23 protein-coding genes, 1 tRNA gene and 1 pseudogene are annotated in these 25,857 nt (G+C 43.2%); 10 read left to right on the forward strand and 15 right to left on the reverse strand.

All coding sequences use genetic code 11. The features are described from left to right. Positions 1-66: 66 nt before the first annotated feature. Positions 67-733, forward strand: a pseudogene (locus PN470_RS18730) (IS1 family transposase); the annotation flags it as partial. A gap of 454 nt (positions 734-1,187) precedes the next feature. On the opposite strand, the gene PN470_RS18735 reads toward PN470_RS18730, so the two are convergent. Together PN470_RS18735 and ndhL are read right to left on the reverse strand one after the other, a co-directional pair. Then, positions 1,188-1,493, reverse strand: a complete 306-nt coding sequence (locus PN470_RS18735) for a DUF3007 family protein (protein WP_002744428.1) — start codon at positions 1,491-1,493, stop codon at positions 1,188-1,190. Between the two features lie 21 nt (positions 1,494-1,514). Then, positions 1,515-1,754 carry an NAD(P)H-quinone oxidoreductase subunit L gene (gene ndhL / locus PN470_RS18740; protein ID WP_002732218.1) on the reverse strand — a complete coding sequence of 80 codons (240 nt, stop codon included), beginning with the start codon at positions 1,752-1,754 and terminating at the stop codon, positions 1,515-1,517. A 172-nt stretch (positions 1,755-1,926) separates the two neighbouring features. Between ndhL and PN470_RS18745 the strand changes: the two genes are divergently transcribed. Beyond that, positions 1,927-2,012: transfer RNA gene (locus PN470_RS18745), tRNA-Leu, on the forward strand. Positions 2,013-2,086: 74 nt separating this feature from the next. On the opposite strand, the gene PN470_RS18750 is transcribed toward PN470_RS18745, so the two are convergent. Both PN470_RS18750 and queG read right to left on the reverse strand, forming a co-directional pair. Then, positions 2,087-2,725, reverse strand: a complete 639-nt coding sequence (locus PN470_RS18750) for an HAD-IA family hydrolase (protein WP_016516729.1) — start codon at positions 2,723-2,725, stop codon at positions 2,087-2,089. Further along, positions 2,715-3,662 carry a tRNA epoxyqueuosine(34) reductase QueG gene (gene queG / locus PN470_RS18755; protein WP_271935432.1) on the reverse strand — a complete coding sequence of 316 codons (948 nt, stop codon included), beginning with the start codon at positions 3,660-3,662 and terminating at the stop codon, positions 2,715-2,717. The genes PN470_RS18750 and queG overlap by 11 nt, the downstream gene beginning before the upstream one ends. Before the next feature lie 347 nt (positions 3,663-4,009). On the opposite strand from queG, the gene PN470_RS18760 reads away from it, so the two are divergent. From PN470_RS18760 to tatA, 3 genes are all read left to right on the forward strand, one after another. After that, positions 4,010-4,750 (forward strand): DUF3782 domain-containing protein, encoded by a 741-nt coding sequence (locus PN470_RS18760; protein WP_271935433.1) that lies wholly within the window; start codon positions 4,010-4,012, stop codon positions 4,748-4,750. A gap of 422 nt (positions 4,751-5,172) precedes the next feature. After that, positions 5,173-6,603, forward strand: a complete 1,431-nt coding sequence (lpdA, locus tag PN470_RS18765) for a dihydrolipoyl dehydrogenase (RefSeq protein WP_002744419.1) — start codon at positions 5,173-5,175, stop codon at positions 6,601-6,603. Between the two features lie 98 nt (positions 6,604-6,701). Beyond that, positions 6,702-6,878: a twin-arginine translocase TatA/TatE family subunit gene (gene tatA, locus PN470_RS18770; RefSeq protein ID WP_271935435.1), complete on the forward strand. Its 177-nt coding sequence runs from the start codon at positions 6,702-6,704 to the stop codon at positions 6,876-6,878. A gap of 229 nt (positions 6,879-7,107) precedes the next feature. On the opposite strand, the gene PN470_RS18775 is transcribed toward tatA, so the two are convergent. Together PN470_RS18775 and carB are read right to left on the reverse strand one after the other, a co-directional pair. Beyond that, on the reverse strand, positions 7,108-8,508 hold the full coding sequence (locus tag PN470_RS18775; protein WP_271935437.1) for a TldD/PmbA family protein: 1,401 nt from the start codon (positions 8,506-8,508) through the stop codon (positions 7,108-7,110). Positions 8,509-8,654: 146 nt separating this feature from the next. After that, on the reverse strand, positions 8,655-11,900 hold the full coding sequence (carB, locus tag PN470_RS18780; RefSeq protein ID WP_016516723.1) for a carbamoyl-phosphate synthase large subunit: 3,246 nt from the start codon (positions 11,898-11,900) through the stop codon (positions 8,655-8,657). Between the two features lie 230 nt (positions 11,901-12,130). On the opposite strand from carB, the gene PN470_RS18785 reads away from it, so the two are divergent. Further along, positions 12,131-12,367, forward strand: a complete 237-nt coding sequence (locus tag PN470_RS18785) for a ferredoxin-thioredoxin reductase variable chain (RefSeq protein ID WP_002732972.1) — start codon at positions 12,131-12,133, stop codon at positions 12,365-12,367. A 16-nt stretch (positions 12,368-12,383) separates the two neighbouring features. Here PN470_RS18785 and tyrS read toward each other — a convergent pair whose 3' ends face one another. Further along, entirely contained in the window at positions 12,384-13,601 is a 1,218-nt protein-coding gene (gene tyrS, locus PN470_RS18790) for a tyrosine--tRNA ligase (protein ID WP_002773965.1), read from the reverse strand. 196 nt (positions 13,602-13,797) lie between these two features. Here tyrS and PN470_RS18795 point away from each other — a divergent pair, with 196 nt between their 5' ends. From PN470_RS18795 to PN470_RS18805, 3 genes are all read left to right on the forward strand, one after another. Continuing rightward, on the forward strand, positions 13,798-15,483 hold the full coding sequence (locus tag PN470_RS18795; protein ID WP_272104930.1) for a glycosyltransferase: 1,686 nt from the start codon (positions 13,798-13,800) through the stop codon (positions 15,481-15,483). A 95-nt stretch (positions 15,484-15,578) separates the two neighbouring features. After that, positions 15,579-15,803 (forward strand): indolepyruvate ferredoxin oxidoreductase subunit alpha, encoded by a 225-nt coding sequence (locus PN470_RS18800; RefSeq protein WP_016516721.1) that lies wholly within the window; start codon positions 15,579-15,581, stop codon positions 15,801-15,803. 122 nt (positions 15,804-15,925) lie between these two features. Beyond that, the gene (locus PN470_RS18805) at positions 15,926-16,663 is read left to right on the forward strand and encodes an ABC transporter ATP-binding protein (protein ID WP_069475200.1); all 738 of its coding nucleotides are present in this window, start codon (positions 15,926-15,928) and stop codon (positions 16,661-16,663) included. A gap of 144 nt (positions 16,664-16,807) precedes the next feature. Here PN470_RS18805 and PN470_RS18810 read toward each other — a convergent pair whose 3' ends face one another. From PN470_RS18810 to hoxE, 8 genes are all read right to left on the reverse strand, one after another. Next, the gene (locus PN470_RS18810; protein ID WP_271935444.1) at positions 16,808-17,893 is read right to left on the reverse strand and encodes an alanine/ornithine racemase family PLP-dependent enzyme; all 1,086 of its coding nucleotides are present in this window, start codon (positions 17,891-17,893) and stop codon (positions 16,808-16,810) included. Positions 17,894-17,897: 4 nt separating this feature from the next. Continuing rightward, a complete protein-coding gene (locus PN470_RS18815; RefSeq protein WP_272104931.1) occupies positions 17,898-19,058 on the reverse strand; it encodes a DUF1611 domain-containing protein in 1,161 nt (386 codons plus the stop codon). 142 nt (positions 19,059-19,200) lie between these two features. Continuing rightward, positions 19,201-19,422 carry a DUF3134 family protein gene (locus PN470_RS18820; RefSeq protein WP_004158272.1) on the reverse strand — a complete coding sequence of 74 codons (222 nt, stop codon included), beginning with the start codon at positions 19,420-19,422 and terminating at the stop codon, positions 19,201-19,203. Positions 19,423-19,674: 252 nt separating this feature from the next. Continuing rightward, positions 19,675-19,983, reverse strand: a complete 309-nt coding sequence (gene psb34 / locus PN470_RS18825) for a photosystem II assembly protein Psb34 (RefSeq protein WP_002734380.1) — start codon at positions 19,981-19,983, stop codon at positions 19,675-19,677. A gap of 173 nt (positions 19,984-20,156) precedes the next feature. Continuing rightward, positions 20,157-21,530, reverse strand: a complete 1,374-nt coding sequence (locus PN470_RS18830; RefSeq protein ID WP_002734499.1) for a gluconeogenesis factor YvcK family protein — start codon at positions 21,528-21,530, stop codon at positions 20,157-20,159. A gap of 292 nt (positions 21,531-21,822) precedes the next feature. Beyond that, positions 21,823-22,305, reverse strand: coding sequence for a Tic20 family protein (locus PN470_RS18835; RefSeq protein ID WP_002791511.1), 483 nt, complete (start codon positions 22,303-22,305; stop codon positions 21,823-21,825). Positions 22,306-22,427: 122 nt separating this feature from the next. Continuing rightward, the gene (nuoF, locus tag PN470_RS18840; protein ID WP_103112482.1) at positions 22,428-24,035 is read right to left on the reverse strand and encodes an NADH-quinone oxidoreductase subunit NuoF; all 1,608 of its coding nucleotides are present in this window, start codon (positions 24,033-24,035) and stop codon (positions 22,428-22,430) included. 28 nt (positions 24,036-24,063) lie between these two features. Then, positions 24,064-24,573, reverse strand: a complete 510-nt coding sequence (gene hoxE, locus PN470_RS18845; protein ID WP_002774001.1) for a bidirectional hydrogenase complex protein HoxE — start codon at positions 24,571-24,573, stop codon at positions 24,064-24,066. Positions 24,574-24,957: 384 nt separating this feature from the next. Here hoxE and PN470_RS18850 point away from each other — a divergent pair. Next, positions 24,958-25,857: DUF4351 domain-containing protein (locus PN470_RS18850; protein WP_272104932.1), on the forward strand; the 900-nt coding region annotated here is incomplete at its 3' end.

Below are 25,857 nucleotides of genomic sequence, written 5' to 3' on the forward strand. Positions count from 1 at the left end.
AGTCTAGCACCGAACAAAATCCCCCCTTCACCTCTATTCCCCTGTCCTAATTGTGGTTCTCATTATATGATTAAGAATGGTTCTATTCATAATGGAAAACCCAAACGTCAATGTAAAGAATGTGGTCGTCAGTTTGTGATCAATCCCACTAATAAAACCGTCTCTGACGAAACCAAACAATTAATTGATAAACTCCTGCTCGAACGAATTTCCTTGCGAGGAATTGCTAGAGTAACAGGGGTAAGTTGGTCATGGTTACAAAATTATGTCAACAATAAACTGGCGGCTGTACCCCGTCAAATAAAGGTTTCGGACAAACTAAAAGGTAAATTGGTTATAGAATGTGATGAGATGTGGTCTTTTGTTTTTTCTAAGACGATAAAAGTCTATATTTGGCGGTTAATTGATAGAAAAACAAGGGAAATTATTGGCTGCTATGCGCGGAGATAGGAGTCGTCAATCAGCCAAAAAACTTTGGGGCCAGTTTACCAGGCGTTTACCGACAATGTGGGGTTGCTTACACAGACTTTTGGGAGTCCTATAAGACAGGAATTCCTAGTAAACGTCATCAGGCATTAGGTAAAGAAACTGGTCAAACTAATCCTATTGAAAGATTAAATAATACCTTTCGACAAAGGATTTCTCGCCTGGTGAGAGAGAGTCTATCTTTCTCTAAAAAAATGGAGAATCACGTTGGGGAACCCTTTGGTATTTTATCCATGACTACAATGCACAGCAAAGCAAAGGATTAAGCCGCCATCACTACTACCGAATCACCACCGGGTTTGAGAGGGTCACAAGCATTGTAGAATCGATCGTAATCTAGCTCTCTGTTTCCGCCCCAGTTCTCGCTCTGATTTTGATTCATAAATAACGCTTCTACAAAAATAGATTATCCATATCATAGATCGACGCAACTTGATAGGGAACAAATATTTTTATTCTTGACGGAAATTTTATCCCCTAATTGTTAAAACGACTTTTTCTATTGCTTCTTTCATGACCTTCTCAAACAATCTTAACATTAGTTCTCTTGACAAATGCCTCATCATAGGATTGTTTTAATTTCACAGAACTACACAGCAGTGGAATTATTTCCCACCGATTATTTAAAGACTTTAAGGACTAAATCAGATAAATTGGGCTATTATCAAGCCCAGATGCCAGATAAATCAGTTTTAACTGCTTTATTTAGTTTTTTCTTCTTCAATCTCCCGCTGCATTTGGGCGATTTCTTCGGGAGTCATCGCTTCCAGACGTTTTTTAAAGACGGCATCTTCGTAATCCTTGCGCTGTTGGCCGTAGGTCATATTATCGGTGGCGACTCGAAACAGATAGGTAAAAATCCAACCGATGACACCACCCACCAACACCGCTTGACTCCAAATTCCCGCCGAAGCACTATCTAAACCGGTTTTTTGCAGGACAATGTAGAGGATGCCGCCCATAGCAAACATCCCTATACCGATCCCGATGACATCAATGCGTCTCATGGGTTTTTTTGGGTTGATAACTTAAGCTTTGAGGGTACGACGTTGGGGACGGAAGTTAAGGAAAGGACTTAACAACAGCATCCCGGGAAAGAAAAAGCTCATCAGAAAGTACATAAACCCTCTTTCCCAAGAAGATGCCACATACCAGCGCGTATTGAGGTAGTAGTAGATAACGGCGGGAATGACGAGCAAATACAAGACACTGAGAGATAGGTAGATCAGGGCGATGATAATGGTTTCTTGCGTCAGAATTGATTGCATAAGGATTGATTTTTATCAATGGCTGTCGGTGAACTGCAATTCACCTGCTGATTATTTTACCCTGTCTTTCCCCCTTTGCGGCGATCGAATTGGCGGGCTAAAATAATTTACTGAAAATACTCTTGCTAATTAAATTATTTATGATATGATAAAAAATTGTCGGTTAAATAACGGGGGCGTGGCGGAATGGTAGACGCTACGGACTTAAAATCCGTTGAGCCTTATAAGCTCGTGAGAGTTCGAGTCTCTCCGCCCCCATCGATCGAAGTCTATATTTCAACTGAGTATTGGGTATTTTAGTACAAATGCCCTGTCACCTAGGAAAAACTTTTTCAGCCAGCCCTATCTAAAATATCCAATAATTCTAGGGGATGGTGAATGAGATGATCGGGGTTAAATTGGGTGAGAATTTGAGGGGAATTAAAGCCCCAAGCGACGGCCACCACTTGCACTCGACTTTTTTGGGCAGCAGTAATATCTCTGGTTTCATCGCCGACATAAATCATTTCATCGGGACAGAATTTATTTTGTCGGATCAGGCGATCGATAATTTTGTGTTTGCCGAATAAAGGCGTTCCCGAACAGATAAAATCAAATAAATTTAAGAGTTGATTATTACCTAAAAATATGGTGACATTTTCTTTGGTATTAGAAGTGATTATTCCTAATCTATAGCCTCTTTCTTTAAGAGTTGCGAGGCAGGGATGCCAGCCATGAAAGGGTTTCAGGCAGTCAATTTGTTTATTTAATTCCCGTTTAACTCGATAGAGTAAAAAAGGGATTTTAACGGGAGAAACTTGGGATTGTTTAATAATTTCTTGGGAACTAAGGTTTTTTAGTCTGGCCAAATCTTCCTCATTGACGGGTTGATAACCAAAATTTTTAGCCAAACGATTGACAATCTCCACGAAAGTATCGTGGGTATCGGCGATAGTACCATCAAAATCGAACACGACTACTTTAATTGTCATCTTGTGGGGGGTGAGGGGAATGGGCTAAATTAGCTTGGGCATTACGTCGCCACTGCTGGGGTTTAATTCGACGTAGGGCTGACGAGATAAAACGACGATCCCACTCCTCTATAGTTAGATTAGCTAATTCCTCCAACCTTGGCGAGAGGTTTTCCGGACGAGGTTGAAAATCCTCCACGTCGGTAACTTGGGCAAAACGTTGATTCCAAGGACAGACATCTTGACAGATATCGCAGCCAGCTACCCAACCTTGTAAATTCTTGGCAATTTCTGTAGGCAAAGTTACAGCACGATTTTCGATGGTATGGTAGGCAATACAGCGATTAGCATCCACCACATAGGGACTAACTATTGCTTGGGTGGGACAGGCGCTTAAACAACGGCTACAGGTGCCACAATGGGCGCTATGGGGTCGATCGGGTTCTAAAGGTAAATTAGTTAATATTTCCCCTAAAAAGACCCAACTGCCGTAATTACGAGTAATTAAGTTACCATTCTTGGCAATCCAGCCGATCCCTGCTCTTTGCGCCCAAACCTTATCCTGTACTGGTCCAGTGTCCACATAGTAACGGGTTTGAATTTGCTCCCCCTGACTTTCTAACCATTGACTGAGGGCCTTTAATTTTTTACTTAATACTTTGTGATAATCCCTTCCCCAAGCATAACGGGAAATTTTGCCATGGTTTTGTTCTTGACTGTGTTGCTGGGGGGTGTAGTAGTTAAGGGCAAGACATATTAGCGATCGCACTTCTGGCCAAAGAGTTTTGATATCCTGTCGTTTCGGGTTAGTCATCCAATCCATATCAGCGTGATAACCCCGCTCTAACCAGCTTTTTAGATGGGATACCGCCAAGTCTTGACTATCCACAGAAGCAATACCGACCCCATGGAAACCTAACTCTAGCGCTTTTTCTTTGATCTGTGTTTCTGTCACCATAGAAATATCTTAAGTCAAGTATTTGTAACAATTATTTACAATGATCAATTTATTGAGCCAAATCCCAGGCTCAACAGTTAGAAACCATGATCAACGAAGAAACTGTGGTTCCCGTCCCCCCTATATCATCCTCATACTAAATCCAGTTATTAAAAACTGATTATTTATTCTCGGTTTTGCATGAGTGCATGAGTAGAAAACGGGTTTCTCCGAGAAACCCGTTTTCTGTGCGTTACTCAACGGATTTAGTATAACTATTGACTTGCTCAATTAACACCCGTCCCTAAAATGACTTGTACTTTGCTAGTACAATTATAGTAAAATAAGAAAGATTAAAACAAATAACCATGTCTCAACCGATTACCATCGAAGATATCTATAAACTTTTTGAGAAAACTAACGAAAAGTTTGAACAATCACGCCAAGAATACGATCGCCGGGCTGCCGAAGCCAAGGACGAAGCCGATCGCCGGGCTGCCGAAGCCGATCGCCGGGCTGCCGAAGCCGATCGCCGGGCCGCTGAATACGATCGCCGGGCTGCCGAAGCCAAGGACGAGGCCGATCGCCGGGCCGCTGAATACGATCGCCGGGCTGCTGAAGCTAAGGCCGAAGCAGATCGCCGTTTGGCCGAGCTAGAGAAAACAGTGGCTAATACCAGTCGTGCGGTGGATAGTTTAACCACTCGCTGGGGAAGATTTGTCGAGGAATTAGTCGAACCTGCTGTTATTGGCCTATTTCGTAGCAAAGGTATCGATGTTAAAGAAACCTACAGTCGTGCCAGGGTAAAACGGCAAGGAATAGCCATGGAGATTGACATTTTAGCCGTCGATGAAACCGAGGTAGTTTTAGTAGAATGTAAGTCTCGTTTATCGAAAGATGATGTCAACGATTTTTTAGAAAAATTAAGTCGATTTAAACAGGCATTTCCCCATTATAGAAACTATCAGGCTTATGGTGCAGTGGCGGGAATAGAAATAGACGAAGGAGTAGATCGTTATGCCTATAAACAAGGTTTATTTGTAATTAAACCATCGGGAGAAACGGTAGAAATCATTAATGATTCTGGTTTCGAGCCTAAATTATGGTAGGAGAAAGATGGTTCCTTCATCTGGCAAAGTATTGGCAGCAGGTTTAATTTTTCCAACCTAGGACTAGACTAACCTATGGATACGATGCAGGATTAGTATTCATATCTTGGTTAAGTAACACCTTGCATAATTAATTTTTGAGGATTCAAAAACCGCAAAAATAAGGACTAAATCACCTAAAATCTGTGAATAGAGCATTTAAAATTCTCCTGACTACTGACGACCGGCTCCTAACCCCAACAACAATTTTTGATTTTTACCAGAGGTCTAGTAACGTCTTGTCCTAAAATTGCCAATAGCCAGTTTTAATGCACAAGAGTCTGATAGCTAAAAACTGGCTCCAGTTTTTGACCGGGATAGCACAGCTTGATCGCAGTGGATCGTAAAATGAGATAATGCTAACTTTGAGAGTCAGAGAGACTATGAGTGAATTCGACTACGATTTAATTATTATCGGTGCTGGAGTTGGTGGCCACGGGGCAGCCCTACACGCGGTCAAATGTGGGCTAAAAACAGCTATTATTGAAGCCAAAGATATGGGAGGAACCTGTGTTAATCGAGGTTGTATTCCCTCTAAAGCTTTACTGGCAGCCTCGGGACGAGTGCGCGAATTGGCCGATAGTGACCATCTGAAAAGTCTAGGTATTGCCATCGGTGGCGTGAATTTTGACCGTCCGACCATTGCCGATCATGCTAACAACCTTGTCAGTAAAATTAGAGGCGATCTCACTAATAGTCTTAAACGTCTCAAGGTTGATACTATCCACGGTTGGGGAAAAATCGCCGGCCCGCAAAAAGTTAGCGTCATCGGGGATAGTGGCGAAAAAATCTACACCGCTAAGGATATTATGCTCTGTCCGGGGTCGGTTCCCTTTGTCCCACCGGGGATCGAGATCGATCATAAAACGGTTTTTACCAGTGATGAGGCCGTTAGATTAGAAACTTTACCCAAGTGGATCGCAATTATCGGTAGTGGTTATATCGGTCTGGAATTTTCGGATATATACACCGCTTTGGGTTGTGAAGTGACCATGATCGAAGCTTTAGATAGTCTCATGCCTGGATTTGACCCAGAAATCTCGAAAATCGCGGAAAGAGTTCTGATTAAACCTAGAGACATCGAGACTTATGTGGGAGTTTTGGCAAAAAGTATTAAACCGGGGAATCCTGTGGCCATTGAACTGGTGGACGCAAAAAGCAAAGAAGCGATCGAAATTTTAGAAGTAGATGCTTGTTTAGTCGCTACAGGGAGAATCCCAGCGACCAAGAATCTCGGACTGGAATTTGTCGGGGTAGAACTGGATAAACGCGGTTTTATTGCGGTTAATGACAAAATGCAGGTAATTCAGGACGGTGAACCGATTCCCCATCTCTGGGCTGTGGGCGATGCTACGGGTAAAATGATGTTAGCTCACGCTGCTTCGGGTCAAGGGGTAATAGCCATTGAAAATATCTGTAATCGCCCAAAAACCATCGATTATCGCAGTATTCCCGCCGCCGCTTTTACCCACCCCGAAATTAGTTATGTGGGTTTAACGGAACCGCAAGCAGAAGTTTTGGCACAGCAAGAAGGGTATAAGGTTGCTTCTGTCAAGACCTATTTTAAGGGAAATTCCAAAGCTTTAGCGGAAGGAGAAACGGAAGGCATCGCTAAAGTCGTTTATCGTCAGGATACGGGGGAATTACTCGGTGTTCATATTATCGGTATCCACGCATCGGATTTAATTCAAGAAGCGGCCAATGCGATCGCTGAACGTAAATCTGTCCATGAACTCGCTTTCCGCATCCACACCCATCCAACTCTCTCAGAAGTCCTCGACGAAGCTTATAAACGCGCTGAAGTGGCAGCATAGAGTCAGTTATCAGTTATCAGTTATCAGTTATCACCGTTAAGTTTCCGACTCCTGAATTCTGACTCCTTTCTCTTTTTTTACTTTTTACTTTAAAGATTATGTTTGGATTAGGTTGGCCAGAAATAGTAATTATTGCTGTCGTTTTTCTCCTGATATTTGGACCGAAAAAAATACCCGAATTTGGGGCAGCTTTGGGGAAAACTTTACGGGGATTTAAGGAAGAAATCAATCAAGATGAGCAAGAAATTGAAGACAGTGACGAGAAAATGAGATAGATTTCGGCTCTCAGGGCGAATGCAATTCGCCCCTACAATAATATTATTGCGCCAATGGTAGGGGCGCACCGCGTGCGCCCAAAAATTGAGATGCCCCCCCCTAATTTGTTAAGCTAAAGGTTTTGATGTACTTAGTTTCTAACCTTCTTTTTAGGTAGGAGAATTGCCAGATTCTTTCTTGGAGCCTCTTGCCCTCAGAAGCTGATTACTGTTTACTGATCACTGTTCACTAAATATCTGCTTCTCCCCCCACCACCACATCGCGGATACGGAGACTGGGGCCACCGCAGCCGACGGGTAAACCACTTTGACCCCCTTTTCCGCAGCCTCCCGACTCATCCCAGTGGAAATCATCAGCAATTGCCTCAATATTGGCTAGGGTTTTAAAGACATTACCGGAGAGAGTCACATCTTTAACCGGTTCAGCAATTTCTCCATCGCGAATCATCCAAGCTTCCCCGGCGCTAAAAGTGAACATTTCGCCGTTAGTCATGCCTCCCTGCCAATTTTGGGCATAAACTCCCGTTTTTATCCCCGAAAATAACTCTTTAACGGCAGTGGTTCCCCGTTCAATCCAAGTGTTGGTCATGCGGACAATGGGCGGATAATGATAATTGAGACAACGGGCGTTACCGGTCGGTTTTTCGCCTAATTTGCCCGCCGTTTCCCGCGAATGCAGTCTTCCCACCAAAACCCCATCTTTAATTAACTGAGTCGTCGTCGCAGGGGTTCCCTCATCGTCATAAAAATAACTGCCCCGATGACCTTCTGGACTGGCCCCGTCAAAGATTTGCAGGTTATCTGGTCCAAAACGTTTGCCCATACTCATCACCTCCAAAAGGTCGGGATTTTCGTATAACATATCTGCCTCGGAAAGGTGGCCAAAAGCCTCATGGACGAACAGACCGGTTAAAATGGGATCGATGACGACGGTGTAGGTATCGCCCTTGACAGGGGGCAAAACTAGGGCTTGTACGGCCCGTTTAGCCGACCCTTGCACCTGTTCTTCTAAATTGACCAGATCCTCGAAAGCTTTTCGGGATCCTGTGGTTTCCCGGCCCGTTTGTACGCTGTCCCCATCCCTAGCGGTGGCCGAAAAACGCATTTCTAAGTCTGACCATTTTTGTTCGATTAAAGTCCCGTCAGAAGTGCCTAAAAGAATATGTTGACTACTATCGCTGTAACGGACGGAAGTGGTGGCAATACTGGGATGATGTTGACGCAGTAAGTTATTATAGCGATCGCAGAGGGCTTTTTTATCGGCTAATGGGACTAAACGGGGGTCCGTTCCCGTTAAAGGCAATTCACAGGAGATAATTACAGGTTCTACCGGAGCAATCAGGGTTTCTTCTTCCCCAATTAAACGGGCAGCAGCGATCGCATCTTCTAATCGTTCCTGTAAACTGGATAATTGATTAAAGCTGGCAAATCCCCAACCTCCTTTATAACAGGCGCGTACCTGACCACCGATAGCAATACCTTCGCTGAGGGTTTCCACTCGTTCGGAACGTAGTAGAATATTTGTCCCTCGCGCTTCTTCCAGACGAATTGTCAGGAAATCGACGCAGTTTTTATAACGGTTAATCAGTTCACTAATTAGGTTTTTATAATCGTTTAGAGTATCGGTCATGGGAATTAGGAAGTGGGGTGTGGGGTGTGGGGTGATGGGAGATTTTTTGCTGTGATCAGTAAACAGTAAACAGTAAAGAGTGAACTGATAACTGCTCACTGATAACTGCTCACTGATAACTGATAACTGATTACTGATAACTGAAATTAGGCGAGATAATCCTGTAAAGCTTTCACCTCTAAAGGTTGGGATTGCAGGGATTTTAAGGCCGCTACCGTCGCTTTTGCCCCGGCGATAGTGGTGATAATTGGTAACTTATAATCGAGGGCAGTACGGCGAATTTTTCGGCCATCGTTTTGGGATTCTTCACCACTGGGAGTATTGACAATAAACTGAATCCAGTCATTTTTGATCCAATCGACAACGTCGGGACGGCCTTCGTGAATCTTTAGCACTAAATCGATATTTTCGCAACCGTTTTCTAACAAAACTTTACGAGTTCCGGAAGTGGCGACGACGCGAAAACCGAGGGATTGCAGATCCTTAACCACGGGAACCATGGGGGTTTTATCGCGATCGCTCATCGAGACGAAAACCGTCCCACTGGTGGCTAAAATCACGCCGGCGGCCATTTCCGCTTTAGCGAAAGCTTTGCCAAAATCGCTGTCAATCCCCATTACTTCGCCTGTAGAACGCATTTCTGGTCCCAGGAGAGTATCAGCACCGGGGAACTTCTGGAAGGGTAAAACCGCTTCTTTCACGGCAATATGACGGGGAATTGCTTCGCTGATGATACCCAATTCCGTCAGGGTTTTGCCCGACATGACGAGGGAGGCAACTTTTGCTAAAGGAACTCCCGTTGCTTTGGAAACGTAGGGAACAGTACGACTAGCGCGGGGATTCGCTTCTAAGATATAAACTGTCTCTCCCTGTACCGCATACTGGATATTCATCAAACCGATTACTTTTAACGCTTTCGCTAGTTCCACCGTCCATTGTCGAATTGTGGTTAAAACCGAGGCGCTCAGGGACGTATGGGGGATAGAACAGGCAGAATCGCCCGAATGTACGCCCGCTTGTTCGATATGTTCCATTAATCCCCCGATAACGACTGTTCCCGTGGCATCTGAGAGGGCATCCACATCCACTTCGATGGCATTTTCGAGGAATTTATCGATTAAAATCGGGTGATCCGGTTCTATCTGTACTGCGTACTTCATATAGCGTTCCAATTCGCTATCGGAATAGACGATTTCCATCGCCCGACCGCCTAAAACGTAGGACGGACGTACTACTACAGGATAACCGATGCGTTGAGCCACTGCTTGGGATTCTTGGAAATTGCGGGCAATACCGTTGAGGGGTTGTCGGATATCTAATTGTCGGAGGATTTGTTCAAAACGTTCCCGATCTTCGGCGGCATCGATCGAATCGGGTGAAGTTCCCCAAATTTTGGTATTTACGGGACAATTAGGCGATTCTAAATATTTTTGCAGGGGAACGGCCAGTTTTAAGGGAGTTTGCCCACCGAATTGAATAATTAAACCCTCTGGTTGTTCCGCTTCGATGATATTTAAGACATCTTCTTTAGTCAGGGGTTCAAAGTAAAGGCGATCGCTGGTATCGTAATCGGTGGAGACAGTTTCTGGGTTAGAGTTGACCATAATCGTCTCAAAACCGGCTTTACTGAGGGAAAAAGCGGCATGACAACAACAGTAGTCAAATTCTATCCCCTGACCGATGCGATTGGGACCACCACCGAGGATCATCACTTTGCGTTTATCGGAGGGTAAAACTTCCGATTCTACCTGTTCGTAGGTGGAATAATAGTAGGGTGTTAGGGCTTCAAATTCTGCCGCGCAGGTATCCACCATTTTATAGACTGGAACAATACCCAAACCCTTGCGATAACTTCTTACTTCGTCCTCGCTGGTGTTGGTGGCGAAGGCGATTTGGCGATCGCTAAATCCCTGTTGTTTAATAGCGAATAGGTTCTCTTGGCTGAGACTTTTCAGGGGAGTTCGTTTGAGAAACTTCTCGGTTTCCATCAAATCAGCCAATTTATCGAGGAACCAGGGATCAATCCCGGTTAGTTCGTGGATTTCCTCCCCATTCATGCCCAATTTAAAAGCATGATAGATACTATAAACTCGTTCGGGGTTAGGTGTTCGCAAACCGGCCCGGACTTCCGAGAGAGGGGGGAGAGTTTCGACTTTATCGCAACCAAAGCCAAAACGTCCCGTTTCTAGGGAGCGAAGAGCTTTTTGGAAGGATTCTTGGAAAGTTCGACCGATAGCCATGGCTTCCCCGACGGATTTCATCTGGGTGGTTAGAATCGGTTGGGAGCCGGGGAATTTCTCGAAGGCAAAGCGAGGAATTTTGGTGACGACATAATCGATAGTCGGTTCAAAGGAAGCCGGGGTTTTTTTGGTGATATCGTTGGGAATTTCGTCTAAAGTGTAGCCTACTGCTAGTTTAGCGGCAAATTTAGCGATCGGGAATCCCGTGGCTTTTGATGCCAGGGCCGAAGAACGGGACACCCGGGGATTCATCTCAATCACGATTACGTCGCCGTTAGTGGGATTAACGGAGAATTGGATGTTCGATCCGCCGGTTTCTACGCCAATTTCCCGAATAATTGCCTTAGAATAGTCCCGGAGGCGTTGGTATTCTTTATCGGTTAGGGTTTGGGCGGGCGCAACCGTAATCGAGTCGCCGGTATGAACCCCCATCGGGTCAAAGTTTTCGATCGAACAGATGATCACCACGTTATCGGCTAGATCGCGCATAACCTCTAATTCGTATTCTTTCCAGCCAATTAGGGATTTTTCGACGAGAATTTGCGATGTAGGCGAACAATCTAGACCATACTGGGCCATCGGTTCAAATTCTTCTTGGTTATAGGCAATACCGCCCCCCGTTCCCCCTAAAGTGAAGGCCGGCCGGATAATGAGAGGATAGGAACCGATCTGATGACCGATCGCTTTTGCCTCCTCTAAATTGTTGGCAATCCCCGAAGGACAAACGGGAACACCGATTTTCTCCATCGCTTTTTTGAATAGTTCCCTATCTTCGGCTTTTTCAATAGCGGGAAGTTTTGCCCCGATCAATTCCACGTTATATTTTTCTAAAACGCCGCTTTTGGCCAAAGCTACCGCAGTATTGAGGGCAGTTTGACCACCCATAGTCGGTAGAATCGCATCAGGACGTTCTTTAGCGATAATTTTCTCGACAATTTCCGGCAGAATTGGTTCAATGTAGGTGCGATCAGCCATTTCTGGATCGGTCATGATCGAGGCGGGGTTAGAATTGACTAAAATTACCTCATAACCTTCTTCTCGCAGAGCTTTACAGGCTTGAGTTCCCGAATAGTCGAATTCACAGGCTTGTCCGATGACAATCGGGCCAGCGCCCAAGATTAGGATTTTCTTTAAGTCATCACGGCGTGGCATAGGCTTAGGGTTGCTTGACGATAAACCCCAATCATTGTATATGTTGTCACCCTCGATCCCGCAAAGCTTTATTTAGGTTTAATGACCTTGTTTGCTTGAGCAGGCAGCAGGCAGCTTTTTTCTCCCCATTTCCCTGATAATTGATCACTGTTTACTGATCACTGATATCGCGTACAATGATAAGATTGTTTTCAAAGATACAATAGGCCTTTGTCTTTGCTAGAGAGTTTATGAAAGTTGGCGATCGAGTTCGTGTAATTGAGTCCGTGGTGGTTTATCATCATCCTGAACACAAATCGGATCCTTTTGACGTGAAAGGATTAGAGGGAGGGGTGAAAGCTTTTGTCACCGAATGGCGTGGCAGACCGGTTAGCGCCAATCTACCTGTCCTCGTTGAGTTCAGTAAAAAGTTTAAAGCCCATTTTCGAGATTTTGAGTTAGAAATCGTGGAAAAAGCCGCCGAATAGGGACTTTTTCGCTTATTTAAGCTACAAAGCGAATAAATTTATTTTTGCCCACCTGTAGGACTTTTCCGGCTAAAGCTTTGGCTGTCTCAAAACTTTTGTCCACATCGGTGATTTTCTCGCTATCGATTCTGACTGCACCCCCCTGAATCTGTCTTCTCCCTTCGCCGCTACTTTTACATAAGCCGGTGGCCGAGAGAAGATAGAATAGTTTTAGGGGAAAAGTGACCGCTGCTAGGGAAAATTCGGGGACAGAGGCCGCAGCTGCCGTATTTCCCTGTAGAACTATCTCCTGCGCCGTTTTTTGTGCCTTTAATGCCTCCTCTGTCCCGTGAAACTGGGCAACTACCTCGATCGCCAGTTGTTTTTGTGCCTCTCGCGGATTGCTTGGGATAGCATCTAAAGGCAAATTTGTCAATAGTTCGTAATAATCTTTTAACAAAGCGTCGGGGGTTTTTTCCAGTTTCGAGTACATGGACAGGGCCGATTCCCGCAATCCCACATAATTATTCAGGGATTTGGACATTTTTTGACTGCCATCGGTTCCGATTAAAATCGGTAAAAGTAGCCCGAATTGCGGTTTTTTGCCGAAATATTTCTGTAAATCGCGACCGACGGCAATATTAAATTTTTGATCGGTTCCTCCCAATTCGACATCGGCCTCAACAGCTACGGAATCATAACCCTGCATTAAGGGATAGAGAAATTCATGGAGAAAAATCGGGTTTTCCTTGTCGTAGCGTTCGGAAAAGCCTTCTTTTGCCAACATTTGCCCCACAGTCATGGTGGAGAGAAGTTCGAGAATTTGCGAGAGGTCTAATTTCCCCAACCATTCCGAGTTATAGCGAATTTCTAGGCGATTAGGGGTGTTAAAATCTAAGATTGGGCGTAATTGTGCCAGATAATTCTCGGCATTAGTTCTCACTTCTTCGCTCGTCAATTGTTTTCTAACTTCCGATTTTCCCGTCGGATCGCCAATTCTAGCGGTAAAATCACCAATAATCACCACTGCTACATGACCGGCATCCTGGAAAGCACGCAGTTTCCGAAAAGGGATACTATGACCTAGGTGAATATCGCTGCCGGTGGGGTCAATACCTAGTTTAATTCTCAAAGGGCGATCGGTAGTTTGCAGTAGTTGGGTTAAATTTTCCCTAGGATCTGGGGAGTCGGGTTGATGGGGGAATAGGTCACTGGTTCCACGGGTTAACCAGTCTAGGGAGGAAGATACGGTCATTGTTGCTCATTTTCCACAGCCTTCCCATTATAGTTTTTTATTATGTCAAGTAACAAGCAAAAGGTAAATAAACCGGCATCTTCAGTAAAAGTCGATAACACCTTGACAATTCTCCCGATCGAATATAAAGTCTTAAAATCTTCTTTTTCAAAATTATCAAAAAATTTTCTGTCTTGAATTGCGATCAGATAAGCCAATGAATCCTAGTTTTAATAACTCTATCCCCGTGCAGAGGATCAAAGTTTCCGTAATTGTCTCTACCTATAAATCAGCAGAGTTTATCTGGGGTTGTCTAGAGGATTTAGTTACTCAAACTCTTTATGAAAAGGGAGAAGTAGAAATTATTATTATCGATAGTGCTTCTCCAGAGAATGAAGGGGAGATTATCCAAGAGTTTCAAGAAAATTATCCTAATATTATTTACCAGAGAACTCAAGAACGAGAAACCCTCTACTGCGCTTGGAATCGCGCTATTAAACTAGCTAGGGGTCTTTATCTCACCAATGGAAATACTGATGATCGTCGCTGTTTCAATGCTCTGGAAATTATGGCTAATTATCTAGATAATAATAGAGAGATTAGTTTAGTTTATGCCGATCAATTAATTACCACCATCAAAAATGATACTTTTGCCACCACCCCAGCTTTAAAACATTGGAATTGGCCAAATTACTCCTATCAACAGATGCGTCAAGGTTGTTGTGTGGGTTCTCAACCAATGTGGCGAAAAATGCTGCACGATAAATATGGTTATTTTCAGGAAAGTTTTCACTGTGCTGGTGATTACGAATTTTGGTTAAGAATCGGCAGTCAAGGGGAAAAAATGGCTTTGATTCCCGAGATTTTAGGGTTATATTATTTAAATCTCCAAGGTTTAGAACATGGCAGCAATGGTCAAGCATTAGAGGAACATTATCAAGTATGTAAAATCTATGAAATTCCTCACCCAGAAATTAAGGATATAGAAATTAAACCCAATCCAGTTAAGATGGAAGATTTAGGGAAAATTTTAAATAAGGATGAGCGAGAAAAATTACAAACAATTCAAGCTATCTCCCAGAATAAAACTCCAATTATTGTTATTGATGGCGTAATTTTTCAAATCGATCAAGGGAAATTAGCCAGGGTTTGGTCTTCAATTCTAGAGCATTGGAGTCAATTAGAATTGAGTCAACACATTGTTATTTTAGATAGAAATAACACCGCACCACGATGGGAAGAATTTAAATATTGGCCCGCAGAATCCTACGATTATAATTGTACGGGAAAGGATGCCAGAAAAATCCAAACTATTTGCGATCGCCTACAGGCTAATTTATTTATTTCCACTTTTTATACCAGTCCCTTAACCACTCCTTCTCTACTTTTGCTTGCTTCTGATTTCCCAGAAGAAAACGGCAATTTAACAGTAAATTTAGAAAAACACTATGCAATTTTGTCCGCTTCTAGAATCATCGCTTTTTCCTCTGATATCGCCCAAAATTTAAGAAGGTTATACCCGAAAATTACCCCCGAAAAAATTGATATTATCGAGCTTGTTGAAGTTAATCAAAAACTGGCGGCAGAAATTAGTAATTTTTTCCAGTATGCGCTCAGTGAAACTAAGGAATCAAGTCAGAATCAAGTCTGGTTAGAGTTAAGAAAATTACAGGAAGCACAACAGACAATGTATCTGAAACAACAGCAAGATTATCATACTATGCAAGAGATGGAAATATCACTAAGAGAATTAGAAAATAATCATAATAATCTTCAAACAAATAATCATAAATTACAGGAAGAAATTAACTATTTTTCCTCCCGTAAGGGAATAGTAAAAACCCTAGCGAAAACTTCTATTTTACTTCTTGCTAAGATCAAGAAAAAACTCCCAATATTTTAGGGAATTAAGAGAAAGTTTCCTAACAATGATCCGATCCTGGCACGGCAGTGCCTAAAAGTGGTAAAGTAATGTTAAGAATTAGAGGAGAAAACACTGTGCCACATTCGATCGTCACTGGAATTTGTGAAGGGGTTGCTGATTGCGTTTCCGCTTGTCCTGTTGCTTGTATCCATCCAGGACCGGGTAAAAATGTTAAAGGAACCGATTGGTATTGGATTGATTTTGCCACTTGTATCGACTGTGGTATCTGTCTTCAAGTATGTCCCGTCGAAGGTGCAATTCTGCCAGAAGAACGTCCCGATTTACAAAAAACTCCCTAATTTATCAGTTATCAGTTATCAGTTATCGGATGTAAGTTTTCAGTTTACTGTTTACTGAAAATGCTTCCCACTTCCCCATTCATAATTCATATTACTCTCTCCTATCTCCTTTTTACATTACCATGGATTATCTTTTAGAAGTTGAACAAGTTTATGCTGGTTATGTGCAGGATTTATACATATTGCAAGGGGTTAACTTTCGCATTGCACCGGGGGAATTAGTCACGGTTATCGGTCCCAATGGTGCGGGAAAATCCACCCTCGCTAAGGCAATTTTTGGTTTATTAAAACCCAGTGCTGGAACTATCACTTTTAAGGGAAAAAATATCACTGGTTGGAAATCTAATCAAATCGTTCCCCTCGGTATGGGTTATGTTCCCCAAATTGCTAATGTTTTTCCATCCCTGAGCATCGAGGAAAATCTAGAAATGGGGGCTTTTACCAGTAAAAAAGCGATTAAACCCCTAAAAGAGCGCATTTATGCCATGTTTCCGCGTTTGGACGAGCGCCGTCGTCAGAAAGCTGGCACTTTATCCGGAGGAGAAAGACAGATGTTAGCCATGGGAAGAGCGCTGATGTTGCAACCGGATTTATTAATTCTCGATGAACCTTCGGCAGCTTTATCTCCTATCTTAGTAACCAGTGTTTTTGAACAGATAAAAGCGATTAATCAGACGGGAACTGCAATTATTTTAGTGGAACAGAATGCCAAAAAAGCCCTAATGATGTCCGATCGAGGTTATGTTTTAGAAAGTGGTCAAGATCGTTTTCAGGGATCGGGTCAAGATTTACTCAATAACCCGAAAGTAGGGGAATTATACCTCGGGGCGGCTTATCATGGTGCCAAACGAGATGATTAGGAATTTGTTAAGGATTTAGGGGGATTTTGATTTCTTCCCGGAATTTAGCGATAGGATAGTAATTGAGTACAAATCTCTACGGCCCTGATGTCAAGGTGATAAGCCAGCAGACCCTAAATATATCTGTGGATATTTATTCATCGATCAAGACAATTGTGCTACTGCATTGAGAGCATAACTTTTAGTAATAAAAGGAGAAGTCATGGCTGTTAAAAGTCCTCCGTAATCAAGATTAAAACTGACTTCGCTTCCTACTTTTAACCTCTTGTTATGACTATCAACAACTAGATGATCGCTACTAGAACCTAATATTTTTATCTCCTGACTTGTTTGTAATCCAGAGATAAGAATATCCTGTCTTCCTAATGCAATAATAACTCGACGGTGAATGCCTTGGTCGATAAAGCTGGGAACATTACCAAAAGCATCTCGACCAATTTCTCCAGAGGGTAGAGATGGTTTATCTTTGGATTCGATTACTTCAGCAATTAACCGAAAAGCATCGGTATATAAGCCAGGTATCACTTGTCGATTAACTGTTTCACAACCTAATAAAATTGATTCTCCTAAACGCAGATTATTAATCCGACCAACTTCGCTACTTTTTTGATACCATTGATAGTTAGCAGAATTGCCTCCTGAAATAATCGGTAATTTTATTAAAAATTCCTGCTCAATTGTATCTGTTAACACAGATAATTTGCTCATATTATGGCTATCAGGTTTAATCCCTCCATAACAAGCCAAATTACAACCCAGTCCGACAATTTTGATAAAGGGAAAAGCGAGGGTTTTTTTGATGAACTTGACGAGATCTTTCGGCACTACACCTTCGCGTAAATCCCCTAACTCCGTCATGATAATAATGCGGTGTATTTTTTGCTTTTCTTGAGCATAATAGGAAAGTTCCTGAATTGTTGCTAATTCGGTATTTAAGCTGATATCTGCAATGTTAACCACTGATTCTGCTTGACTCAAGGCAGTACGCAACAGAACAAAAGTTGTCACTATTCCTGCTTGTTTCATTTTGAGAATATTTTCGATTCGAGAGTCAGCGATAAAGTTGACTCCACCTTGAATCATCGCCAAGGCGATCGAGGGATCACCCAAAATCGCTTTGGAAACTCCCATAACAGAAAGTCCCTTGCTGCCGTATAATTGGCAGAGTAAACGAGCATTATGGCGTATTTTCGGGAGAGAAATCTCGATTCTAGGCAAAAGGTCTTTCATCAGCCTATTTGCTCCCAATTGCCGGAATTGCAGCTAAAATTTCCCCTTTGATTTTCCGGTTTAATTTCGGAAAGCGATCGCATAAAGCTTGGACTAATTTCTCACATCCGTGTAACAAAACATCAGTAGTCGGTAACTGAAAATCTCGCTCATATTTGGCAATAATACGCTCAGTGGCTGCTGCGGTGAGATTTTCGTGATTAATCGCAATAGCGATAACTTTAGTGGGAGAAATTGCCTCAATTAGTGAAATTTCTTCCTGTAATTTTGGCATGGCTAAATGAGGAAAATCACAGCGAAATTTTCGGGCTGGGGGATGTTGTAAAATAATCCCATCGGGCCTACTTCCTTTCAAAATTCCCAGGGAACTCATAAAAGCAGGATGACTCAGAGAACTTTGTCCTTCCACTAAAATAATATCGGGTTTTTCTTGCTCAAAAGCTTGAACCACAGCATTTTCAATTTCACCGATGACAAATTGAGAAACCAAAGCATCGATCGAAACCCCATATCTTGCTCCCTGCATCAAGCTAGTTTGTCCAGTAGCGACTAAGACAGACTTAATACCCAAGCCTTGGAGAGTTTGATTAACTGCCACCGCAGTGGTCATTTTTCCGCAAGCACAATCGGTTCCTAAAAAGGCAATAACGGGGATATTTACTTGGGAAATTTGCCCGGTAAATACATGAAGATCAGCTAATTGTGGTGGTTTACGAATGTCTGTAATTTGTACACCATACTGACTAGCTTGCTCCCTAAATTCTAAATCTTCGGAGAAGAATTGATGCAAACCATTAATAATATCCATTCCTGCTGCCATTGCTTCTAAAATTAGCAGCCTTTCTAGGGGGGGAATAAACGCTTCTAAGGGTGCTTTGCCGTAGATATAACAATTGGGAACATCTCTAAGTTTTTCTAAGGCTGTTTGTAAATTGGCAAAAATGGGAATATGATTTTTTTTATCTCCTAATGCTTCTCCCGCATCTTTTCCTGTTAAGGAACTATCCAGCACACCAACAATTGTATATATTTCTGATTGTCGGATCAAGCCAGCTGCCGTTTTTCCATCCACACGTCCAAACTGATTTTCACAGTAAATTAAAGCCGTTTTTTTCGTTGATACCACTTTCTTAATCTCCTGAATATTAGATAATTGAAATTTCACTCCTAACTCCCAGTAAGTAGGGAGGCACAATTATTTGTAGGATGGTTTAGCGGTAGCGTAACATGAGCGGGCGTTGGTTTTCATGCTTCAACCCAACCTACGTTCATCTTATATTTAATTCCACCCACCTACTTAAGACTATTTATTCTTCTTCTTCTTCTTCTTCTTCTATAGCATAATTATCTGGATCGATAATATCGTCTAATTCTTCTAACATTTGCGAATCGGGATGAGCATCAGATTGACGTAATTTTAATCTTCCTGTCCGTTCTAACCAATAGAGAAGGGTTTCTTTGGAAGTTATCTGCATAACAGGAATTGCCTGATAGCGAGGTTCTTGACTAAGAGAAGGATTAAATTTCATACCTGTTGAATTTCCTTTGAGAAGTTATCTCTATTGGTGGTTCTATTGTTGATCACGAAGCAACCCACAAAAAACTGAAAAAAATTGTCAAGTTTAGCAAAGTAAAAAAGTTCAGCTGTCAGATTTACTATTTGGACAGATAGATAGAGTCGGTTCCAATATATGCTCCCGATACTTGGGATGCAGACTCTATGGTGTAAATTAAAGTTTTCCTGTCTCGCTCAACTTAAATGTCAATCCTACGGTTTTTATCTAGCTAACGGAAAAGGTGATTAATAACACCAAAGCAACCAACAAAACCGCCCCTACTCCTTGCAAAATATACCATTTTTGCTGTTCTAAAGATGGGGATTTTGATAGATAAATCTTGGGTTCGCTACCATAGTTATTGATGATTCCTTCATCATCTACTGTATAGCCCTCTGGGAGAGGTATATTAAGTGATTGATAGTTTTGCCCGTTTATATCTAGTTTAACCTCAGCAGGAATTAATTCACTTCCATCGCTTGGGGAATAGACTGTCGCACCTGTCTCTTGATTAGATTTAGTAGAGTAGTGCATGATCATCTCTCTTGAAAATCTGAGTATAACACAGAATAAGGCGAAATGGTTTTTAGGCTAATTTTTTCCTAGGGCTTTAATCAGCAAATTTGGCTAATGTCGGCAAATTAAAGCAAAAAATATGATTTTATAACTTGACAAAGCTAGATAAAAACATTTAGTCATCTCGCTATTCACTTTTTAGCATACCAGCGCCATAAAACTCGGGCTAAACGTTGGGGATCGTGACGAACTTTGGCAGTAACTTCATCTTCTGCCATTACATTCGCTAAAACAATGCGATAACCCATTTTTCCCACCTCCTCGCGATCTAAAAAGACAGGATGACTATGCTCTTGGGCGTATAATTGTAGAGATTGGGGCGATGGTGCAGTTCTTTGGGCTAAAACCGCATCAAAGACGCGTTCTTCGCAGACTCCTTCGATCGCTCGCAAATGATCTGCCACCGAATAATTATCCGTTTCCCCCGGCTGGGTCATAATATTACAAACATAGACGCGGGGGACTGTCACCTGTGCCAGGGCCTGACGAATTGCGGGAACCAACAAATTAGGGATAATACTGGTATAAAGACTACCCGGCCCGATGATAATATAATCTGCTTCCTTAATTGCCGCTAAAGCAGCCGGTAAAGCGACTGGATCGGCAGGATGACAGCCAATCTGACGAATTTGCCCCATAGCTTCGGTTATCTTTGATTCTCCCTCAATAATGCGCCCATCGGCTAACTTAGCCCAAAGACTAACATCGGTAAGGGTAGCAGGTAGCACTTTACCGCGAATGGCCAAAACTTTGGCACTAGCATCGATCGCCTGTTCCAGATCGCCGGTAATCTCGGTCATAGCGCTGATAAATAAATTACCAAAACTGTGGCCCGATAAACCATCCCCGGTATGAAAGCGATATTGAAACAATTCCGTTAATAACTTTTCCTCATCGGCTAAAGCGGCGATACAATTGCGAATATCCCCCGGGGGTAAAATGCCCATTTCCCGACGTAATCGGCCCGAAGAACCGCCATCATCAGCTACGGTGACAATAGCGGTGATATTGGAACTATACTGTTTTAAACCGCGTAAAAGCGTCGATAAACCCGTACCGCCACCGATCGCCACGATTTTTGGGCCGCGATGGAGACGACGATGGGCCCGTAGGCGATCGACTAATTCCTCCGATGCGTCTGGTTGTAGTGCTTCTGTAATCGTTTCGACGGTGCGACTCTGACCCCAGAATAACAAAAAGACACCCAGCAAAACCGCCAGCGGCCCGGAAACAGAATTGGGGACTAAACGTGCGGTCGTTTCTAATGCTTGGGAAACAAACTCTAAAAAGCGATTAACTGGGGTTAATTTTACCCAAATAGCTAAACCGAAGGAGGTGAGAAAAACGCCGGCTAAACTGATTAAAAGCCAGCGTTTGACAAAAAGACCGGGAGAAAGCCATTTAAACCAACGATTAACCCGTTTAGGCGTTTTTCTGCCCACAGAAGCGGCTATTTTCCCCTTCTGAGCGTTGAGTTCCCGTAGCGTCTGTTTAAATGGACTCATAGATGTGGCCTGGCAGCGAACGCATTGATTCTGGAGAGACTGTAGCTGAAAAAGGGGACAAACTCAAGCTTAATTAGGGTCTGCTGAAAAAGTTTTTTGTGGGGAGAGGGTGTGGGGTGTGGGGTGTAGGGTGTAGGGTTTTCCCGATTTTGAGGAGGTCAATTACCTAATTTTCAGGGAAAAAGTCCAGGAATTTTCCCCCCGCTCACTCCCATATCTGGTACTTTTTGATTGCCAAAAAGTCTAAAAGTCTTACCCAACAAGGTTTTTAGATTCATTCAGCCAGCCTAACCTAACCTCCTACTTGGGAATAGGCTGCCTCAGAAATTGTGGGAATATCGGCGTATTTGCCGATAACCGACTGTATAATGCTGTAAACACAGGCGGCAAATGCTCCCAAAAAGACGACGTTAAAAAGAGTTTCTACCACTAAATTCGCCCCACCCCTAGCGACGAAATCTAAGACCAATCGCAATAAAGACACCAAAATATCGATTAAAATCGCCTGCATGGTGTTAAACCGGATAAAATGACTGATGCGGGGATTGCGTACCACAGCCAAAAAGAGGACAAAAAAGATAATTAAACTGCCAAAGCTTCCCAGAGAACTATAGAGAAAAGCTAAGGGAGTTAAAACTATTACTAAGGCCGCTCCTAAAAAAGGAATTTGCTGAAAGATAGAGTCACCGAAGGCAAAAGCCGAATATAAGGGTAAAAGATATACTAAAGCTGCAAAAATGCGATCTTTTGTATCGGTTGAGCCGCGCCAAGTCATAATCTATTGTCTCCTGAGACTACTGCTAACTCTCTCCAAGATAACCCGGCAGCCCACCAGACTTCGCGTAACCGAAGAAATTGATCGAGGCCGAAGATTCTTGGACCTCGATCGATTTTTTCTCAAACAGAGACGGGGTGCTTGCTTTCCTGTAACAGAGCCAGATATTCCTCCTTAAAATACTTTAGGGTACTTAAAATCGGATTGGGAGCGCTTTGACCAAGACCACAAAGACTGGTTTCTTTGACCATCTGACAGAGATGTTCTAGGTTTTCGAGGTCGTGAATATCGGCCTTTCGAGCGATAATTTTGGCCAATAATTCAAACATTTGTACTGTTCCCGTGCGACAGGGGATACATTTACCACAGGACTCCTCGCGACAGAATTCCATATAGAATTTCGCCACTTCCACCATGCTGGTGCTATCATCCATAACCACCATACCCCCGGATCCCATCATCGAACCGAGTTTGGCTAAGGATTCGTAATCTACGGGAGTATCGAGTAAATTAGCGGGAATACAACCCCCAGAGGGGCCGCCGGTTTGTACCGCTTTCACCTGACCATCGGGAATACCACCCCCCATCTCCTCGACAATTTCCCGGAGAGTAATGCCCATCGGCACTTCAATCAGCCCATTATTGCGGATTTTTCCCGTTAAAGCGAAGATTTTTGTGCCTTTACTGCTGGCAGTACCGATATTGGCATACCAAGCGGCTCCCTCGCGGATAATAGCGGCGATATTAGCGTAGGACTCCACGTTATTAATCAGGGTGGGACAACCATCGAGACCTGATTGGGCCGGATAGGGGGGACGGGTGCGGGGAGTGCCGCGGCCGCCTTCGATAGAATGGATGAGAGCGGTTTCCTCTCCACAGACAAAAGCTCCCGCTCCGATGCGGATATCCACCTTAAAATCGAAAGTGGACTCGAATACTTGGGAACCCATTAAACCGAATTTTTTGGCCTGATTAATCGCTTTTTGCAGACGATCGATCGCTAGGGGATATTCGGCTCTAACATAGATATAACCATGATCGGCCCCCACGGCATAGGCAGCGATCGCCATTCCCTCCAGGACTAAATGGGGGTCACTTTCCAAAACACTACGGTCCATAAACGCCCCGGGATCCCCCTCATCGGCATTACAGATAACGTATTTTTGTTTACCCGGTTGTTTAGCTACCGTCGCCCATTTTAAACCGGTGGGATAACCCGCACCGCCTCGGCCGCGCAAACCGCTTTTGGTGATTTCCTCCACCACCTGGGCCGGAGTCATCTCATAGAGGGCCTTGTAGAGAGATTGATAACCCCCGACGGCGATATATTCCTCAATGCGATCGGGATCGATTTTACCGCTATTTTCCCGGACAATTTTGACTTGATGGGAGAAAAAGGGATGTTTTGAGTCCCCTAATTGCACCTCGGTTTTGCCGCCGTTTAAGGCCGCAATAATGCTGGCCGCACTTTCCGGGGTGACTTCTTCGTATAGGAGATCCTGGGGATCCACTTCCACCAACGGACCGCGACCACAAAAACCCATACAACCGACCCCCACCACTTCGACTGTATCCTCTAGGTGTGCCTCTTTGACGGCAGTGGCGAGGTTTTTTTCGATTTGGAGGGAGTTAGCAGCTTGGCAACCGGTGGAAGTGCAACAATGCACCCGGATGCTTTTTTGTCTAGCTTTTTCTTTTGCGGCCACTGCCAATAATTCTTGTAAGTCCATATTTTTCTCAATCCACTAAAGTGAAAAATTACTGGGAGAAACTCTGTAGTTTCGCCAAGACAGTTTCCGAATCTTGTTTCGGGGCCACGACTCCATCGAAGACCACGGCCGGTGCAATCCCACAGGCCCCGATACAACGGGCCGACACTAGGGAAATTTCTCCATCGGCGGTGGTTTCTCCCACTTTGACATCAAAGCTGTTTTCGATGTCTTCGAGGATTTTGCCGCTGCCTTTGACATAACAAGCAGTCCCCATACAGACGATACAGGTGTGTTTTCCCGCCGGTTTCAGGGAAAAGAGATGATAGAAGGTTGCTACCCCATAGACGCGACTGAGGGGCAGTTTTAGCGCCCGGGCAACGTAGAGGAGAACATCTTCTTCTAGGAATCCGAAAGCTTCTTGGGCCTTGTGCAGGACTTCAATCAGGGCTGATTGATTATATCCTGCTCGCTTCATGGTGATGTCGAGGACTTTGAAGCGTTTATCGCCACTGGGATGCTCTTTTTTCTCCGTTTGAGGAGGATTGGCAGTTTGCATAAATCTTAACCAAATAAATTTTAGGGGCGATGACGGGAAAAAGATGGAGAGTTGTCGGTTTTCCTTGGTCATCTCCCTGCTTTTATTCTGACACTGGCTCCGGAGGGCGATCGATAACTTTATCTTTCCTTTAGTTATTGGGGGATATTCAGTTATCAGTGACCAGTTATCAGTTATCAGTCAGGGATTAGGAGATGGGGTAAAAAGCTGCACTTGTCTCAACACTATAACACCCTGAAGCAATGGTTTTTTTGCGGGAAGCATCCCCCTCTCCTCGTAGGTTAAAGGGATGAGGTCATAACAATATGTTGCCAAAGGCGACTTTTCAGAATACAATAGATAAGAGTAGTCATTCATCGCTCAGATTAGTTAAGATGATATTACATGACTAATAATATTGACCATGATCGCTTATTTAAGGAGTTAATCTCCACCTTTTTTGTCGAATTTATTGAGTTATTTTTTCCTCAATTGATGGATTATTTAGATAGAAACTCGATTACTTTTTTAGACAAAGAAGTATTTACCGATGTCACGGAAGGAGAAAGACATGAAAGCGATTTAGTCGCACAGGTTAAGTTTCGAGGAAAAGAATCTTTTTTTCTGATTCATGTCGAGGCGCAGGAAAGTTCCCGCAAGTGGTTTAATCGGCGAATGTTTACTTATTTTGCTCGCTTTCATGAGAAATTTGTCCTCCCGATTTATCCGATTGTAATTTTTTCTTATTCAAAGCCAAAAAGAGAAGCGATTAGTCAATATGTAGTCGATTTTACCGATTTTAAGGTATTAGAATTTAACTATCAGGTAGTGCAATTAAATCGATTAAATTGGCGAGATTTTCTTAATCAACCGAATCCGGTTGCTTCAGCTTTGATGGCGAAGATGAACATTGCCGAGAAAGAGCGAGCCAAGGTAAAAGCGGAATGTCTGTGCTTGTTAATTACTTTAAGGTTAGATTCAGCGAGAATGCAATTAATTTCCGGATTTATTGATACATATCTCAATCTAAATCCGGTGGAAGAGATACAATTTCAAGAAGAGATTAGCACATTTAGTCAACCCGTACAGGAGGGAGTTATGCAAATTACCACCAGTTGGATGCGTCAAGGTATTGAACAAGGTATCGAACAAGGTATTGAACGCGGTATCGAACAAGGTATTGAACGGGAAAAGACATTGATTCTTCGTCAACTTAAACGCAAGTTAGGGGAGATTAATCCTTCATTGGAAACTAAAATCATGCAGTTAAGTATTGATGATGTTGAAGTATTAGGAGAAGCTTTA

Origin of the sequence: Microcystis sp. CS-574 (genome assembly GCF_028329095.1) — a bacterium.
GTDB lineage: Bacteria > Cyanobacteriota > Cyanobacteriia > Cyanobacteriales > Microcystaceae > Microcystis > Microcystis ichthyoblabe_A.

What these genes read in the sequence shown, in the direction of transcription:
- PN470_RS18735 (WP_002744428.1), bottom strand. Translation starts at nt 1,493, where the DNA reads ATGAGACGCATTGATGTCATCGGGATCGGTATAGGGATGTTTGCTATG.
- ndhL (WP_002732218.1), bottom strand. Translation starts at nt 1,754, where the DNA reads ATGCAATCAATTCTGACGCAAGAAACCATTATCATCGCCCTGATCTAC.
- PN470_RS18750 (WP_016516729.1), bottom strand. Translation starts at nt 2,725, where the DNA reads ATGACAATTAAAGTAGTCGTGTTCGATTTTGATGGTACTATCGCCGAT.
- queG (WP_271935432.1), bottom strand. Translation starts at nt 3,662, where the DNA reads ATGGTGACAGAAACACAGATCAAAGAAAAAGCGCTAGAGTTAGGTTTC.
- PN470_RS18760 (WP_271935433.1), top strand. Translation starts at nt 4,010, where the DNA reads ATGTCTCAACCGATTACCATCGAAGATATCTATAAACTTTTTGAGAAA.
- lpdA (WP_002744419.1), top strand. Translation starts at nt 5,173, where the DNA reads ATGAGTGAATTCGACTACGATTTAATTATTATCGGTGCTGGAGTTGGT.
- tatA (WP_271935435.1), top strand. Translation starts at nt 6,702, where the DNA reads ATGTTTGGATTAGGTTGGCCAGAAATAGTAATTATTGCTGTCGTTTTT.
- PN470_RS18775 (WP_271935437.1), bottom strand. Translation starts at nt 8,508, where the DNA reads ATGACCGATACTCTAAACGATTATAAAAACCTAATTAGTGAACTGATT.
- carB (WP_016516723.1), bottom strand. Translation starts at nt 11,900, where the DNA reads ATGCCACGCCGTGATGACTTAAAGAAAATCCTAATCTTGGGCGCTGGC.
- PN470_RS18785 (WP_002732972.1), top strand. Translation starts at nt 12,131, where the DNA reads ATGAAAGTTGGCGATCGAGTTCGTGTAATTGAGTCCGTGGTGGTTTAT.
- tyrS (WP_002773965.1), bottom strand. Translation starts at nt 13,601, where the DNA reads ATGACCGTATCTTCCTCCCTAGACTGGTTAACCCGTGGAACCAGTGAC.
- PN470_RS18795 (WP_272104930.1), top strand. Translation starts at nt 13,798, where the DNA reads ATGAATCCTAGTTTTAATAACTCTATCCCCGTGCAGAGGATCAAAGTT.
- PN470_RS18805 (WP_069475200.1), top strand. Translation starts at nt 15,926, where the DNA reads ATGGATTATCTTTTAGAAGTTGAACAAGTTTATGCTGGTTATGTGCAG.
- PN470_RS18810 (WP_271935444.1), bottom strand. Translation starts at nt 17,893, where the DNA reads ATGAAAGACCTTTTGCCTAGAATCGAGATTTCTCTCCCGAAAATACGC.
- PN470_RS18820 (WP_004158272.1), bottom strand. Translation starts at nt 19,422, where the DNA reads ATGAAATTTAATCCTTCTCTTAGTCAAGAACCTCGCTATCAGGCAATT.
- psb34 (WP_002734380.1), bottom strand. Translation starts at nt 19,983, where the DNA reads ATGCACTACTCTACTAAATCTAATCAAGAGACAGGTGCGACAGTCTAT.
- PN470_RS18830 (WP_002734499.1), bottom strand. Translation starts at nt 21,530, where the DNA reads ATGAGTCCATTTAAACAGACGCTACGGGAACTCAACGCTCAGAAGGGG.
- PN470_RS18835 (WP_002791511.1), bottom strand. Translation starts at nt 22,305, where the DNA reads ATGACTTGGCGCGGCTCAACCGATACAAAAGATCGCATTTTTGCAGCT.
- nuoF (WP_103112482.1), bottom strand. Translation starts at nt 24,035, where the DNA reads ATGGACTTACAAGAATTATTGGCAGTGGCCGCAAAAGAAAAAGCTAGA.
- hoxE (WP_002774001.1), bottom strand. Translation starts at nt 24,573, where the DNA reads ATGCAAACTGCCAATCCTCCTCAAACGGAGAAAAAAGAGCATCCCAGT.